Annotated in this window: 10 protein-coding genes; 5 read left to right on the forward strand and 5 right to left on the reverse strand. The window is 38.4% G+C overall.

Features of this window, described 5'->3' with window-relative positions; all coding sequences use genetic code 11:
• Positions 1 to 1,257 precede the first annotated feature (1,257 nt).
• The gene (locus tag FH971_RS14195; protein ID WP_167496030.1) at positions 1,258 to 1,884 is read left to right on the forward strand and encodes a 3-keto-alpha-glucoside-1,2-lyase-like domain-containing protein; all 627 of its coding nucleotides are present in this window, start codon (positions 1,258 to 1,260) and stop codon (positions 1,882 to 1,884) included.
• A 276-nt stretch (positions 1,885 to 2,160) separates the two neighbouring features.
• Here FH971_RS14195 and FH971_RS14200 read toward each other — a convergent pair whose 3' ends face one another.
• On the reverse strand, positions 2,161 to 2,697 hold the full coding sequence (locus tag FH971_RS14200) for a tyrosine-type recombinase/integrase (protein ID WP_140234759.1): 537 nt from the start codon (positions 2,695 to 2,697) through the stop codon (positions 2,161 to 2,163).
• Between the two features lie 225 nt (positions 2,698 to 2,922).
• Complete coding sequence (locus FH971_RS14205) at positions 2,923 to 5,091, reverse strand: TonB-dependent siderophore receptor (RefSeq protein WP_140234760.1); 2,169 nt, start codon at positions 5,089 to 5,091, stop codon at positions 2,923 to 2,925.
• Between the two features lie 246 nt (positions 5,092 to 5,337).
• Between FH971_RS14205 and FH971_RS14210 the strand changes: the two genes are divergently transcribed.
• Genes FH971_RS14210 through FH971_RS14225 form a run of 4 tightly spaced genes read left to right on the forward strand, consistent with a single transcriptional unit; the run spans position 5,338 to position 8,211 of the window.
• Positions 5,338 to 6,846 carry a PepSY-associated TM helix domain-containing protein gene (locus FH971_RS14210; protein WP_140234761.1) on the forward strand — a complete coding sequence of 503 codons (1,509 nt, stop codon included), beginning with the start codon at positions 5,338 to 5,340 and terminating at the stop codon, positions 6,844 to 6,846.
• 36 nt (positions 6,847 to 6,882) lie between these two features.
• Complete coding sequence (locus FH971_RS14215) at positions 6,883 to 7,236, forward strand: hypothetical protein (RefSeq protein WP_140234762.1); 354 nt, start codon at positions 6,883 to 6,885, stop codon at positions 7,234 to 7,236.
• Complete coding sequence (locus FH971_RS14220; RefSeq protein ID WP_140234763.1) at positions 7,233 to 7,529, forward strand: DUF3325 domain-containing protein; 297 nt, start codon at positions 7,233 to 7,235, stop codon at positions 7,527 to 7,529. Before FH971_RS14215 ends, FH971_RS14220 begins: the two co-directional genes overlap by 4 nt.
• 13 nt (positions 7,530 to 7,542) lie before the next feature.
• A complete protein-coding gene (locus tag FH971_RS14225; RefSeq protein ID WP_140234764.1) occupies positions 7,543 to 8,211 on the forward strand; it encodes a DUF4198 domain-containing protein in 669 nt (222 codons plus the stop codon).
• 421 nt (positions 8,212 to 8,632) lie between these two features.
• Here the strand turns inward: FH971_RS14225 and FH971_RS14230 are convergent, their stop codons facing one another.
• The 3 genes from FH971_RS14230 to FH971_RS14240 are packed head-to-tail and all read right to left on the reverse strand — an operon-like array spanning position 8,633 to position 16,468.
• Positions 8,633 to 9,571 carry a diguanylate cyclase gene (locus FH971_RS14230; RefSeq protein WP_140234765.1) on the reverse strand — a complete coding sequence of 313 codons (939 nt, stop codon included), beginning with the start codon at positions 9,569 to 9,571 and terminating at the stop codon, positions 8,633 to 8,635.
• Positions 9,572 to 9,575: 4 nt separating this feature from the next.
• Positions 9,576 to 14,390, reverse strand: coding sequence for a CHASE domain-containing protein (locus FH971_RS14235; RefSeq protein WP_140234766.1), 4,815 nt, complete (start codon positions 14,388 to 14,390; stop codon positions 9,576 to 9,578).
• Positions 14,387 to 16,468: a two-component system response regulator gene (locus FH971_RS14240; protein ID WP_140234767.1), complete on the reverse strand. Its 2,082-nt coding sequence runs from the start codon at positions 16,466 to 16,468 to the stop codon at positions 14,387 to 14,389. Before FH971_RS14240 ends, FH971_RS14235 begins: the two co-directional genes overlap by 4 nt.
• Between the last annotated feature and the right edge of the window lie 121 nt (positions 16,469 to 16,589).

Here is a 16,589-nt window from a genome sequence, read left to right on the forward strand (position 1 = left end):
CCACGACCAAAAAGATAGTAAGGCATGTTAATGATGATTATCATTAACTCGAAATATGAGCAGATACCCTGATCCATTATGGTTAATTGGCAGCCCTGCATATAAAGTGACAAAAACTAAAAGAGGTCAATCATCAGCCACAACTAAAGAGTCTTTATGATTTTGTTACTTTTCTTGTTGGAAAATAGCTCTTAGTCTTCTCTTATATAGCTTACTTTCCGGACCCATATTGACTTCTTTAATAGTGTCAATAAAACCTAGTATTAAATTCATAGTCAGTTGAAGGAAATATGTGCCATCACATTAATTATCAAAATCTAAACGTAATAGAGCGTAAATAATTTATGTGTCTGGGCTCATTTCTGGACAGAAACGTTTTAGAAAATCCAGTGTTTCAATTTACTTTTCATAAAGTTTACCCTGCCCCCACTAAATTCAGGTCAGTCGTTTACTTTTGATGGCAAATAACTAGGGCCTGTTGAACTTTGCTGATTGAATTTTGATCAAGATAAAAACGTGTTAATCGAGGCGAGTGGATTTGCGGCTTAGCAATCTAAACACCACTCGCTTAGCAAAGAATTGCTCAACAAAGCGTAAAACGTTTTTAGCCGAACCCTTCGGGCTGTGTTTGTTGTTCATTTCTACAGCGTTATCGACTTCTAATGTAGAATAACGACACTATAAATCCTCAGCCTTGTAGCTCATGTTTACGAAATGAACAACAAGTCGCTGCAAAAACAACCTTGAAAGCTCAACAAGCCCTAGAGGATAGTTAACTGCGCTGTACAACATTCAGGCTGCCTGAATTATTTCCAATGAGTGGTTTTTAAGATATGACCTTCAGCCGCTAACGTCATCATAATTCCCCTACTAGGCACTTAACTATTCACCAAAACCACATGTAGTTGCAAATTGTACCAATAATTCAAGGTTAAAATCGCTCATCAAGACATATATCACTGTTTTATAAAGCTTATACTCCCACAATTAGTGTTTGCTGCATGCAAAGCGATCACTGCTGCCGATATTGATGTATTGGGCGATGAAGTGGTGAGGTCTCTCACCAACAACGACAACTAGCACAACAAAGTGTTTTAGTAGTGAAAAATAAGCTCCTTGAGCAAGAAGGGATTATCACCAGTCAGCTCTTACTTTGTCAGCCTCTAGGATACGTTGTTACGGGGACGGCTGGGGTCAATTTATCCTTACTGTGACCAATGTTGTTCCACATGTTATCAAGATGAAATGGAGTTATTTATGAACAAACGTTGGATGCTTGCCCTTGCCTGCTTATTGGTTAGTATTACAGGCTACAATTGCCAAGCCGAGGACAGCTTAATGCTATCTCTTACTGCTGAATGCACACAGTTGATTGAGGACGGGTTTAATCAGGAAAATGGCGCATGGCAGTCGTATAGTGGAATATGGGAGTTTGCTGACGGTCGGCTAACACAAACGAGTACGCGTGATTATTCTCCCGTTATTTTGCGTCGAGATCATCAATTTAGCGATGTTGATCTCAGTGTCGAATTTAAACCAATATCAGGTCGAATGGATGCCAGTGGCGGGGTGATTTTTCGCGCATTAGATCACGAAAATTACTATGTTGTTAGAGCCAACAGTCTCGAAAACAATTTTAGACTTTATACGGTAAAAGATGGTGTACGGCGACAAATTGCTTCCGCTCTCACATCACCACCGACTCTGGGCCAGTTTCATCAAATTCGTATTGTTGCTATTGGTGCCACCATCCAAGCCTATTTAAACGGTAAATTATTGTTAAATCACCACGATAATACCTTTAAACGTGGTTTTGTCGGCCTGTGGACTAAGGCCGATTCCGTAACCGAATTTGATCAATTCAAGGTAATTGGAGTGGAGTGAATCAGCTTGGTCGCGAAATAGATGGGGTCAGTATAAAATTTATCGAGGTCTATAAGACTGTTTCATTTATCAAAAATTTAAAGCGTGAATAACAATTGGTGCAACTTTTGATGCAAGCCTTTCATCCATAATTCGATAAGTTTTTGTATGTCAAAACTCTATTAATCAAGAATTGATGACATCATCTGCCAACGCACTTTGGGGCAAAGATTTGCCAGTAATAAACCCGTTACCTTTTGCTGATAAAGTAGCCCTAGGTTGTAGGGCCATTTTATATTAGCAATCTGTACTTTCTGAAAGTAATAGGGCATCTTCTAATTCAACACCAAGATATCTTATCGTATTGTCTACCTTTGTATGGCCTAGTAAAAGTTGAACTGCTCGAATATTCTTTGTTTTTGCATAAACAAGTGTCGCCTTGGTTCGCCTCATAGAGTGGGTTCCATATAGGGTTGGATCTAATCCCAGATCAGATGCCCATTTCCTAACAATGTATCTATAGTATGAGTAGCTAATCGACTGTTGCTTTAATCTAGGACTGGGGAAAACAAAATCGCTTGCGCTTAACGATGCAAGCAAGATCCATTTAATCAGACTTTGTTGGGTTCTTGAGGTGATTTCAAACTGAACTTCAATGTCAGTCTTCTGTTGGATATGCTTAACTCGATTAAATATCCGGTCTTGAGAAGCAATATCGCATACTTTCAAAGGTAATAAGTCGCTAGCCCTAAGTTTGCTATCAATAGCCAAATTGAGCAGTGCCAACTGCATCAAATTGCTCTCAATCTCAAGTCTAGTACGAATACGCCAAATTTCTTCAAGCCGAAAAGGCTTTTTGACGCCACTTCATTGCCCACGGTTTAATATGACCATGATGACCTCCTTTTTAGTTGCTTGGTCATCACGATTATAGTTAGTAGGATTTGAACATAGATGGTTACACCCCGGTACATTTCTATCGGATTGGCGACTCCAGTTATCAAGAGCCGCCTTCCTAAGAACCGTACTTGGAAATTTAATGAATATAATATTATGTTATTAAAATTTATAGTTCAAACTAACGGTTATATCTCGTGGTGTGCCATATCGATATAACTGGCTTCCCCAGCTATCCGCTATATAGTTGTAATATTGCTCATCTAATAAGTTATTAATATTAAGCTGAAGATCCATTTGGTCATTAAACGCGTACTTCGCCATGATATTCACCAATGTATAAGCATCTTGAGAAAGGCGAGTATCCCCATCTCCAACATACCCTTCACTTTGCCAATTTAGACCACCACCGACGGTCAATTCAGGAAGTAAATCTATCAATTGGTATGTAGTAAATAGTTTGAATTGTTTTCTTGGTGTACTAGTATTTACTTTCACGCCATCAGCGTCTTCAGCTTCAAATTGTGAATAACCTGCTGAGATATTCCAACTCTCAGTTAATTCACCTAATACTTCAAACTCAAAACCATTACTTTCTGTACCTTGTGCTGCATAATAAGCACTTTTCTGCTCTTCTGTAGGAACATAATTAGGATCACTGACGGCTAGATTATCTTGCTTAATTTGGAAAATAGCCAATGACGTTTGTAACCTTTCATCAAAGTAGGCGCTCTTTAAACCTATCTCTGCGCTTTGCCCTGTAAGTGGGTCTAAAAAAACCCCATTAGCGTCGAGTGAGTTTTGAGGTTTAAATATTTCCGTATAACTCGCATAAATACGATGTTGTTCAGTTAGATCATATAAAACACCAAAGTAAGGAACGAAAACATCATCATCACCGTAATTACTTAACGTCCCATAATATGTTCTGTCAAGATCCCAACTAGAAATACGACCACCTGCAATAAGTTTAAACTCATCAGTAATTGATAAGCGTGTTGCGGCATAAAAACCCGATTGCTTAGTTTTACTATCATCTCTTTGAGTTGATTCAGCCGACCAATTAGGCTCTTCTAGACCTTTCCATTCATAGAAATTACCGGCATTTACTTGATCCCAACCACTATTACCACCGAGAGGACTGGGGTCACGCGTACTCGTTTTTACTTTTCCATCGCTATATAGTGCGCCCACAACAAATTCATGCTGCTGTTCAAACAAATTATATTGACCTGTTAATTTCAGGTCTAAACTATCTTGTTTACTGGTACCGAAAGCGTTATAACGTTGTGCAGAAAGACCTTCACCCGTTTCTTTATCTAGTGAACCAGAAAGATAAATAAGTTTAGATTCCTGCGAGTTTTCAATATGGTTGTAGTTAGCGACAAGTTTCAAATCATTTGCGAAAAAGTGTTCAATGCTTGCAAAATAATTTTTGTTCGTTGTATCCCAAGAAGTCCAAGGTGCAGCTGTTGTTTGAGCAATATCCCAATCAGTATGTGAACCGTCTGAGAATGAACCAGGTAATGCTCCCCAAGTACTCCCCGTTGGGTTGCTATCTTGATAATAACCTCCAACTCGTAACAGCGTACTATCAGACAAGTCTGCTTCAATTACACCATAAAACACACTTTTATCATCTTCATACAAGTCAACGTGAGATTCACTTTTAGTATATTTACCAACAACACGTCCACGAATTGTGCCTGATTCATTTAAGCCATTTGAAACATCAGCAGTAAGCTGTTTTTTATTCCAACTGCCTGCGGTAGCTGTGATATACCCTGTTAAGTCTGTATTATTAGCTCGTTTTCGCACTAAGTTGATTGATGCTGAAGGGTCGCCTACACCACTGAGTAAACCAGTGGCTCCTCGAACAAATTCAACACGCTCGTAAATGGATACATCAGATGATGTTTCTCCAGAATCTCCGCCTATATTCCATGACAAAGGTACACCATCAAGCTGATAATTGGAGATTGTAAATCCACGTGATTGCATACTATTACGTACATTATCTGTTTTGCTAGATGACATACCAACGGTATTATCAATTGTATCAATGATAGTATTAAGCGCCTGATCTTTAATGCGTTCTTTAGTGAAAATAGTAACTGATTGTGGTGTTTCTCTTATACTTAAACCTAAGCCTGTTGCTGTATCAATATTTTCATTAACAGTATATTTCCCCATAACTGTAATTGTTTCAACAGTTTTTGCTTCTTGATTTGTACTTTGATCATCTAACTCATTTGCCATTATTGGCATTGGATTTAATGCAAGAGATATTGCTGCGGAAAGTATACAAATACGCATTACATTTATTATCATCACGTTTATCCTAATTCATAATTTAAGTATTACAATTTATCCAAAGAATAATAACAAATACTAATGAGATTGAATATCATTTGCGTTAATATTTACAATTGATTATAGTATCAATTTGTTTAAGCTGTTTAAGTTAAGCAGCATTGAAAGGTCTTAGAAATAACAATGTTACTGTAAATTTTTTATTGAGATAACCGCCTATAAAGCTGAGTTCGATTGAAATAGAAAATGTATTAAGGAATTTAATTGAAAGCACGCTTTAGAGACAGTATGACTTGGCTTCACACCTGGACGGGAGTAGTTGCAGGATGTTTATTATTCGCAATATTTTTAACAGGTACATTGTCCTATTTTAAAAATGAAATTACCGCTTGGATGCAACCAGAAGTGAGGTTGTTAAATTCACCAGAAAACGCCCTCAATAATGCACAAATTTATCTTGGCAAACATGCTAGTGGCGCAAAGAAATGGACCATACAGTTACCTACAGGACGCTTTTCACCCGTGACACTTTATTGGCGAGACCCAACAGTAAAAGGTCGAGGCTTAAAAATAGCTAAGCTTAATGAACATGGTGAAAAAATAACGGCACGAGACACTAACGGTGGTGAGTTTTTATATCGTTTTCACTTTGATTTACATTACATTCCTGTGTTTTATGCGCGTTGGTTAGTGGGGATTTGTGCCATGTTTATGCTAGTGGCTATTATTTCTGGCATCATCATCCACAAAAAAATATTTAAAGATTTCTTTACTCTACAATTTAATAAAGGAACAAGAAGCTGGCTTAATGGTCATACCGTTACCTCTGTTTTAGCGCTACCATTTCATTTAATGATAACTTATACCGGACTAGTTACATTAATGTTTATGTATTTATCATGGTCGATGTCGCTAGTGATGAATGATAAAAATGAATATTTCAATGCAATTAATCAACAGTCTTCTTTACCTAAACCTACAGATGTTACGGCACAAATGAAGCCTTTCAGTCACTTATATATTGATGCCAAGTCGCGTTTAGGCAATTCAGACTTTACTTCTGTGGTCATAAATAACCCCAACAATGAAAATGCGAGTGTTGTATTTTTTGAAGCGGCTACCAAGTACTTACTACCCGATTATCGTACCTTGAGCTATTTTGCCGCGACAGGTGACCTGATAAATGATCAAGTCGTGACCAATACAGCAGAGTTAACAAGGCGCACCATGGTCAGTTTACATGCCGGCCGCTTTGCAACATTACCTGTGCGTTGGATGTATTTTATTTCCGGCATTATGGGTTCAATAATGATTGCTACTGGGCTTATTTTATGGTCAGAAAAGCGTAAAAAAAACTCTACATCTAAAGATTCAAAATTAGGTCACCGTTTAATAGATCTACTTAATATCGGATTTATATTAGGATTACCGATAGCTGTGGCTTGCTTTTTTGCTGCGAACAGACTCCTGCCATTAATGCTAACCGGACGCGCTGATATAGAAATTCATTGTTTTTTTGCAGGCTGGTTATTAAGCCTACTTTATCCTGTATTCAGAGGGCTACAACATAGTTGGCGAGAATTATCGTTATTCGCTGGAGGGTTATTTATATCCTTACCTTTACTTAGTTTTTTTACAACACAAAGACATTTATTTAACTACCAAATAAAAGAAGATTTAACACTGCTGTTTATTGATCTCTTTTTGATTATGACTGGGATGACGTTTCTTTTTATCGCTTTAAAACTGAAAAATAAAGTAAACGTCATTTGATTAAACAATCAGTTCTACAAGTAAAAGGTAGTACACATGGATAAACTAAAGATAGCCATAAATAATAATCATTGCCTACAAATAATATTACTCTGTTGGCGTGTAAGTTTAGCGATTATCGGTAGTTATATCGTGGTGAGCCTTTTTAGTGCGGCAATACCTACCATACTCGCGACATTATTCGACATAGGCAAAGAAACTGTTTTCTTGTGGATGATGTTATTGAGTTTTTTATTTTATAGTTTGCTCGTTCTCTGGATTATTTCATCACGTCAATTACTCAAGACTTTTGTTCAATTAACGTTAGTCGTTTTAACTTTATCAATAGCCTTACAGTGGAGCCCCCCTGAACAAGTAAATCCAGATTTTACTGAGGAAATTCAACCATGATGTTCTTATTAGTTTGGTTGGTATCTTCTTCAGGATTCTGTATTTTATCACTCGGTATGGCTCGTCATAGAGCATCATTGCAACTTTCCCCATTAACAAATAAACAAGAAAAACGTTACCTCTGGGTTGGCTTAACAATATTAACAGGTTCGTTAATTTTGACTTTTTTTGTTTTTCCCAAAGCTGAAGCTATACCCATTTGGTTCGGCTTATTAAGTGTCGCAGCATTGAAAATTGTCGGTTACCTAAGTTATATAAATTTGACCATGAATAAAAGAAATTTAAAGAATTAAAGGAATTAAAGACATGAATATGATAATAAAACCTCTAGCAATATTACTATTACTTTGTATACCAAATTTGCAAGCTCACGAAATTTGGTTAATAAAGACAGATAACAATCAAGTGCAGTTATTTTTAGGCGAGCCTGGAGAACCCGATGAAGGAGATAAAATTTCTGGTTTAAAAAACACCAAGATATATACCAATTCAATCACCAACTCATTGCCGATTGTACAACATCAAACACATTGGACAGCCGACGTAACACAAGACGGGGATGTAAGAGCGACTGTCGATGACCTTTGGCAACCCTGGGATATGGAAAAAGTACCTGCATGGCAATTTTGGAAATCAACAAAGCAACAAGCAGCAAAATTATTTGCTAAAGCAGGCAGAAATGACACTCAAGGGAAAGCTGAATTTGAGTTTGTACCAGTGTCAGCACAAAGTAATAGCTTCACGCTAATTTACCAAGACAACCCAGTTAAAGACCATGCTGTTGTCATATTAACACCAAATAAAACACAAATAAAATTGACCACGGATGAACAAGGTAAAATTACGGTATCAACTGATTTCACAGGATTATATGTAATGTCTAGCGATTACCCAGTAGATGGGGAAACGGTTATTGCAGGTCATCATGTTGATAGCACATTCAATATCACCAGTATTAGTTTTTGGGTAAATTAAAAATATTGGACTAGCGAAAAAAGCTCATGGGACTAGATGCTGACCTTTCTTTTCTTCCATAAAAAGACCACTAGATGAAAATTGAATCGCCACCGATTTTAGTCGTCACTCTGTATCATTACTAAAATTTGGTCAATGTTTAGATGGTATGGTTAACATACATTCACGCTACTAACTCATTTTGGGGCACAAGCGTGTTTGTGCTTATACTCTAGTTAATGATATTTAAGTGATTTGTTTTAAATAATTTTTAGTTTTAGAGTATTGAAATAACAAATGCGGGTTTAACTAAAAAGCACCTCGAATCACAAAAAAATTAAATCAAACTTTTAAACTGCCTACAAAATATTGTATAAAACCGGAAGGCTTTTCCATTACCTGTAAAAATTAAAAAAGTAATAATCTAATGGCATGGGCTTATTCAAAGGCTACCTAGCTGTTCATAGCTAACTTGATTTCGGCCATTCTGCTTTGATTCGTATAAAGCGTGGTCAGCAGCTTTAACCACAGCCCAGTCGTCCGAGTCATTTGCGTATTTCTGTCCTGGTATCACTGCGCTATACCCAATAGATATTGTAACCACATCGTATTTAGCTTCTGGGGCATGAGTAAGGTTTAACTGCTTAATAGACTGGAGTAGAACGGAAAGTATTGTATTGGCACCTTCAACATCGGTATTCGGTAGAATAAAAGCAAATTCTTCACCACCATATCTAGCGGCAAGATCTGTTGAGCGTTTCATACTATTGCCTAAGGCTAATGCGATGTCTTTAATGCAATCATCACCTTCTATATGACCAAAATGATCGTTGAATTTTTTAAACTCATCAATATCTATTAGTGCAACAGTAAGCGGTTCTTGTTCGCGACGGGCACGCTTCAACTCAACAATTAGCCGTTCATCAAACGTGCGTCTATTGGCAAGTCCTGTCATACTGTCTGTATGTGCTAACTTCTCTAGTAACTTAATAGCGAGTTGGTAGTCTATATGCGTTTGAACACGTGCAGCCACAACTCGTGGATTTAGTGGTTTAACAATATAATCAGCGGCTCCAACGTCAAATACCTTTTCCTCAAAACCCACTTCGGTATTACTGGTAATAAACAATACTGGGATACTCTCTGTTTCTTGGACTGTTTTTAGAATAGAGCACACTTCCAAACCACCGATGTCTGGCAATTCCACGTCAAGTAATATCAAATCAGGATGTTTTTCTTTAATCATTACAAATGCTTGCTTAGCATCCGATGCAAAACGAATGCGCCCAATTTTATTCAATGCTTTGTGCAAAGCCATGACTACCGACTTGTCATCATCAATAATCAAAATATCAGCAAGAGTGTGATTCGTTTTTATCATAATACTATCTGGCCCCAAGAGTGTTTATAAGAGGAGTGAGGATGCTTATAACTTCTTTAAAGTTAAGCTTTTCTAAATGTTCTTGAAGTTCTTCAAAGAGCTCATCACCTAAAGCATTCCTAAATGATGCACTATTTTCATCAAACTCCCCCAAAACGCTCAAATCCTGCTTTTCTAGTAGCAATAAAAGTTGCGTCACTGTTTTTAATTGAAGTATGGGTGCTTCACCTTTAGACGCTGTCCTATCTGGCTTTTCTTTTCTCCAAATCAATAACGTTGCTGAACAGGCTTGCTGTAGCTTTTGTAATTCCAAAGAGAGTTCTACTAATACTTGTTTCGCCGGATCATCTTCAGAACGCAATATTTTTTCAGCTTGTGCGGCAAGTTGCTGCATTTTTTCTGCACCAACCATGCCTGAAACACTTCTCAATTTATGTACTTGAGATGCCATTTCGAGTCGTAAGGATGCTGATTTTGGTTGATCAATATCATTCTCTGGCGCTAATGCTAGATTAGAATATTCAAGTAGTAAGCCATCTAAGGTATTCAAGAAAAGTGCTTTATCTCCAAGTAATAAATTTTTCGCTTTATCAAGATTTAGTCCAGTAATAACTGGCCAGCTATCTATTTCTTGAGTTGTTTCAGACGCTATTGAATTCAGAGACTCTATAGCGATTTCTTTGCCACGATAAGCCTCTACCAATGTGCGTAATACATTAATAAGCTTTGATGGATCAATAGGTTTTGTAAGGAAATCATTCATGCCGGCTTCCAGCGCACGATTTCTCTCCTCTACTAATGCGCCAGCAGTCAGTGCAATAATCGGTAATGACGTCAGTCCTAAATTCTTTCTGACTAGCTCGGTCGTCTCAAGGCCATCAATACCTGGCATTTGGACATCCATCAATACGGCATCGTAGTCATTAGATGAATCCTCTAACAATATTAACGCTTCTTCTCCGCTATTCGCCGTCTGTACTAATGCACCATTGTGTTTTAATACATGGCTGACAACGATAAGATTGGTAGGACTGTCATCGACGACCAATAAGCGCATATTAGGTAACCATTTTGCTCCTACGGCTTCGGCACGAGTCGATTGCAGTACACGCTTAGAATTACCAGTATTGAGTGTTACAGCGTCGTTTACTGCATTAAACAACGATGATGGATCAACTGGTTTCAGTAAGAAACCACTTACATAATGCACTGGTTCATTTTTTATAATGGCATCTCTATCGTGCGCTGACACCATAAGCACAGCAGGGATGTTTTCTCGCCCAATTTTGCTCGCCAACACATTCATAGCCTCTACACCATCCATTAAAGGCATCTGCCAGTCTACGATCATGGCATCTGGCGGGCGCAGATTATTTTCTTGACGTGAAATATAGGCATCAACTAGCTCAATCCCATTACTCACAACTTCAGAACGCCAACCCAGCGCCCGTGTCATTTTTCGTAACTGCTGAGCATCTGCTGGGTCATCTTCGGCAATCAGTACAAAAAGCGTTTGATTATGGTTTTCTTGCGCAGCAATCTCTTCAAGTGTTTGGACTCTTAATGGTAAGTCCACCCAGAATTGACTGCCCACATTCTCTGTGCTTTCAATACCAATCTTCCCATCCATTAAACTAACCAATTGATGAACGATAGATAACCCTAACCCTGTACCACCAAAACGCCGAGTGGTACTTGAATCGGCTTGACTAAATGGCTTGAATAAACGGGCTTGTGCTTCGGGTGATATACCAATCCCTGTATCTGTAACCGTGAGCCGTACATTAATATGGTTCTCAGGCAGTACTTGCTCAGTATCTTCGACTTTGGCACTAATGGAAATCTTACCTATTGTGGTGAATTTAAGAGAGTTACTGATTAAATTAGCCAATATTTGGCGTAATCTGGTGCTGTCCGTGCTCACCCAGAAAGGCAGTTTAGGATCTAACTCAAAATGGAACTCTAGATTTTTTGCTTCTGCCTGAATGGCAAACACACTTGATACTTCTTCACAGAGTTCTCGTAACTCGACAGGCTGAGCTTCAAGCTCCATTTCGTTAGCTTCTATCTTTGATAGATCCAATACATCGTTCACTATCCCCAACAAAGACTTTCCTGAAATCTGAATCTTCGACACTAGCTGGTGTTGCGCCTCTGTTAATTTCTCCTCTGCCAATAAATAGCTTAGACCAATAACGGCATTAAGTGGGGTACGAATCTCATGACTAGTATTCGCTAGAAAGGCACTTTTTGCCTGTGTGGCCAGTTCTGCATCGCGTAACGCATTTCTAAGCTTCTCTTCCACTTTAAGTCTTTCGCTTATATTACGCACGGAGGCAGACACCAAGATTTGCTCGTCTAAATTTACGGCACTTAAACTTATTTCAACGGGGAAGTCGTCACCATTACTCTTTTGTGCAATACTTTCTTTATTGCCCTCTCGGACTAGGGCCTGATCATCATCCCGCATCCTATCGATTATTTTCGATTCACTCACTTGTCTCGAGTATTCTGGTAATAATTTTTGTATTTCTTTTCCTTCTAATTCAAGTCGATCATAGCCAAACATGTTCTCAGCTTGTGTATTAACGACCTGAATGATACCTAATTCATCAATAACAAATGTTGCATCAGGAGCCGATTCTAATAATCCCTTAAATCTTGCCATTTCTTTATTGCGTTGCAATTCTACTTGAGTGTTCCAAGCCTCTCTTTGACGTATTTTCTCACTCAGCCACATCCAATATTGGATAATGACACTAATCAAACTGATCAACAGGAGCGCTAAAAGTACACTTCCGATTTCGAACGCTACGTTTTTAAAAACCAAGAACTGGAAGATGGTTGCGTAAATTCTTATTACTCGCTCACTAGAATTACTGCTTAATGAAAAATCAAGTTCATTCGCAAACACATAACCTTGCTGGCTACTAAAAACAGTGAAATCGAAATAGTTAAAACCATATGGTATATGGACTGGATGAAATTCATCCTGCCACCGATTAGAGTCACCATACTCGAAAGTAAAATCTTTTGATGAATTAGGGTGTAGTAAAAAGCCCCCATCGTTATTGGTAATGTATAACTCTGTATTTAGTGTCGTGTTCTTTGCGATTTTTTTCAGAAAGCGATCGGCATTGACATTGATAATGATAATACCGAGTGGGCGACCATCAGAATAATATACTGTTGTAGAGAAGCGCCAAACAGGTCTCATTGGTTGTTCGATTTTGCCAAACTCACGATTTAAATTAATATCAGACTGAAAAACATTTCCCCAACCAACGTTAAGCGTTTGGCCAATATAAGGTTCATTTTTTTTAGACTGGAGTTCTTGTTCGTTAAATGTTTTAAGCTCTTCGCCATGGCGCTGCACTTTGACTCGTTCCTGCCAACCATTATCTGCTTCTATAAATCGTACTTGATAAACCTCGGTCTTGGACAACATATAGGCTTTAAAAATGTCTGTTAGCCTTTCATCTGACTGCTGCAACAGAGTATTCATTTCATCTAATTTATCAGCATCGCCAAACTGTGCCTTTAATTTCATTATTGTTTGTGAACTAGCAAGAAAGAGAGTATCTCGACGATACTGCCTAGCTTCTTCATCGAATATTGAAAATGCCGACTGTTTTGTTGCCGACAAATGGTTTACGGCTTTAGTTAAGTGACTTTGTGTGATCAACCAAGCTGAGACGAAGAATATAAAGAACATTACCAGTAGCCCAAATGGGCAAGATCGCTTGAACTGAGGGCTTTTGAAAAATGCTGAAATACTTTTGAAACTAAGCTGATAGCTCTCGTTACTTTGATTAACTATCGTTGGATTGGAGCGTAATAAATTAATAACGAAAAGAGCAAACAAGGTTAGCCCTAGCCCCAAAATAATCACTGAATCTACATTTAATGTTGTTATTTGATTTATAGCTTGAGTTGACGGCATGAGCTCCATCTTCCAATGCTGGCCCAGTACAAAAATATTACGAGCCGTTGCATTTTCTATGGAACCATTTATTTCTGAATCACTTGAACGATAAAAAGGTTCGGCTTCTGTTAAGTTAGTTAAGGTTACTGAAGCTTGATCTGTTAAGGACTCAAGATGAGCAAGTACATCATCAATGACTAACGGAGCGTAAGACCAACCGACAACAGCCGTCTCTCGCTCTTCTGCCGTGTTAAGAGTTGTATTAGCAGAGTAGATAGGCAAAAGCACCAATGCGCCTTTACGAGGCTTTTTATCTGCTTGCACGAGTGTAATTGGCGCGGTTAAGTAAGGTTTATCCTCTCTGGCTGCCGATAATGCTGCCGCGCGTCGATTGGCTTCGGATCCAATATCAAGCCCAATTGCCTGTCTATTATTTTCCGCTGGATAAATATACTGAATGATAAATCGATCACTGTCGTGTTCTGTTAATGCTCGAATAGTAAAGTCAGGCGCGCCATCTGATCGGGCATGAGTAAGAAAATCGCTTTCTTGTTCAACCGATACTCGTCTTATGAAACCAAAACCAAGCGCCCCAGGAAACTCGTCCTCTACATCACGTGTGCCACTATACTGCTCAAATTGTTTTCGAGTAATTTCGTCAACCCCAGCAGTGACAATTGCCCCTCTGGCACCACGTAGTCCATATTGAAAGTGCTGAAAACGTTGCTCTATGAGGCTTTCGGTTTTATTTGCTAGGTTGTTTGTATATAAATTGACTTCATAATTGTTTTTATAGTCGACAATCCACGCAACCACTAAGGTACTAAAAACACCAACTAGTAATGGAAGCCAGCAAGCAAGAAAACCAATTTTTTTAGTGTTTTTAATAGTCATATGTCGTAGCTGTCTCTTACTTCATTGGCCGTAACGGGTCTCGAAAAGTAATAACCTTGGAGATATGAAACCCCTAACTCTTTGAGTCGACGCGCCTGATCTAACGATTCAACACCTTCCGCAACGGATTTTAAATTCATACTTTGTGCTAGCGTTGTGATCGTCTTAACCAGAATTTCATCCGGTTTTTCAACGCTAAGCTGCGCGACAAAAGATTTATCAATTTTTAAAACGTCTACAGGCAACTCTTTCAGGTAGCTTAGGCAAGAAAAACCTGTACCAAAGTCATCGATTGAAATGGATATCCCCATTATTCGCAGTTGCTCCATATCGCGGATCACTTGCTGTAAGTTATCGAGCATTAGGCTTTCGGTTAATTCAAGTTCAATCATTTTTGGACTGACGTGATACTTATCAATCGCTTTTAGCAAGAAAGGAACAAAATGCGGATCTATAAATTGTATTGGAGATATATTTAAACACATTCGAATCTTCAATCCTTCGTCACACCACTTCTTCAACTGCTGAAAGGCAAGTTGAATCATTTTCTCTCCTAATGGAATGATCAAACGTGTTTCTTCCGCAAGCGCTATAAACTCAATAGGGGAAATCAATGAACCATCGTTCTCTTTGATACGCATAAGCGCTTCAACGGCATTTAACTGTCCAGTAATTGCATCCACGATAGGCTGATATAAAGCGATGACATTGTTATCCACAATGGCAGATTTAAGCTGCATATAGCGTTGACGTCGGGAGATAAAGCGTGATTCCATTTCTTCAGAGTAAAAGCTAAAACCATCATGTATGGAGTCAGTTTTAGCTTTATGTAAAGCGGCATCAGCATGCAGCAATAAGGATTGAGCATCTGCTGCATCATCAGGATAAACACTTAGCCCCATGCTGGTTGAGAAATTATGGATCTCAGGCTGTAGCTCTGCTAGCTCCATCACGTGCTCTCTGATCATGACGGCCAAATTGGCTAAATCGCTAGGATGCTTCAACTCAGGAACCAACACCATAAACTCATCGGCATGATGCCGGCTAAGTGTTTCATTATTATGCAGTTGAGATTTAATACATAGGGCTATTTTTTTAAGCAACTCATCACCAAACTGAAACCCAAATTCTTCATTGATGAGTTTGAATCGATTAATATCAAACAAAATCAAACCAATTTTAACGTTACTTCTTTGACTCCGAGCCATCTTAGTATTAAGGAGTTCCATCAGTAAAAAGCGATTAGGGAGGTTAGTCAGTTGATCATATTGAAGGGTATTGGACATTTTTAGAGCCATTACTTGAGACTCATTAATATCATCAAATACAATGACGGAGCCGATGACATCGCCGTCTTGTGAAATAAGCGGGGCTGCACTGTCTTCAACCGAAATCCAATGACTATTTTGTTTCATCATCTGACAGTTGAATGCCATACCAACAACTCTATTTTCTTGGATACAAATACGCACAGGATTAATGTGTGGAGGGCCATCATCGCCTATTCTTAATGGCATTACTTCTTCAATAAAGCATCCCATTGCATCATTTAATGACATTCCAATCATTAGCTCTGCGATTGGATTCATGAAAGTGACTCTCGCATCCTTGTCAGTCGTAATAACCGCATTTCTTATTGAATTTAAAGTGACTTGAGCATGCCGGTAAACTTCGAGCAACTCACGCTCTCTTTTGCGTAGCATTAAGTGAGTATTAACACGAGCTGCGACAACATCAGGCTCTAATGGCTTAGCAATAAAATCTACAGCCCCTTCTCTTAAACAGAGAAGTTGATCTTCGACAAAGTTATATGAAGTAATAAAAATGACGGGGATGTTACAAGTCAACTCGTTGTCTTTTAGCTGAGCCAATACCTCATGGCCATTCAGGCCAGGCATGTCTATGTCTAACAAGATAACATCAGGACGAATCTTAATAGCCTGCTCTAAGGCAGATAATCCATTCTGCTCGAAAAAAACCTGTCCAATGGCTTGAAGCACCTTATTTAAGATATTGATTTGATTAACATCGTCGTCAACCAAAAGAATTCGAGGTGGTATGCTACTACGTGAAAACATGTACTCTCCGTGTCAATTCATAATCCAACTTTTTATCCGAATTCGTAACAACGTCTATTTCTATTATCTCGATAATCCACGTACAACTTTAGTTCAAAAGACCATTTAAAACAAATATTAA

It is taken from the genome of Shewanella polaris, assembly GCF_006385555.1.
GTDB classification, from domain to species: domain Bacteria; phylum Pseudomonadota; class Gammaproteobacteria; order Enterobacterales; family Shewanellaceae; genus Shewanella; species Shewanella polaris.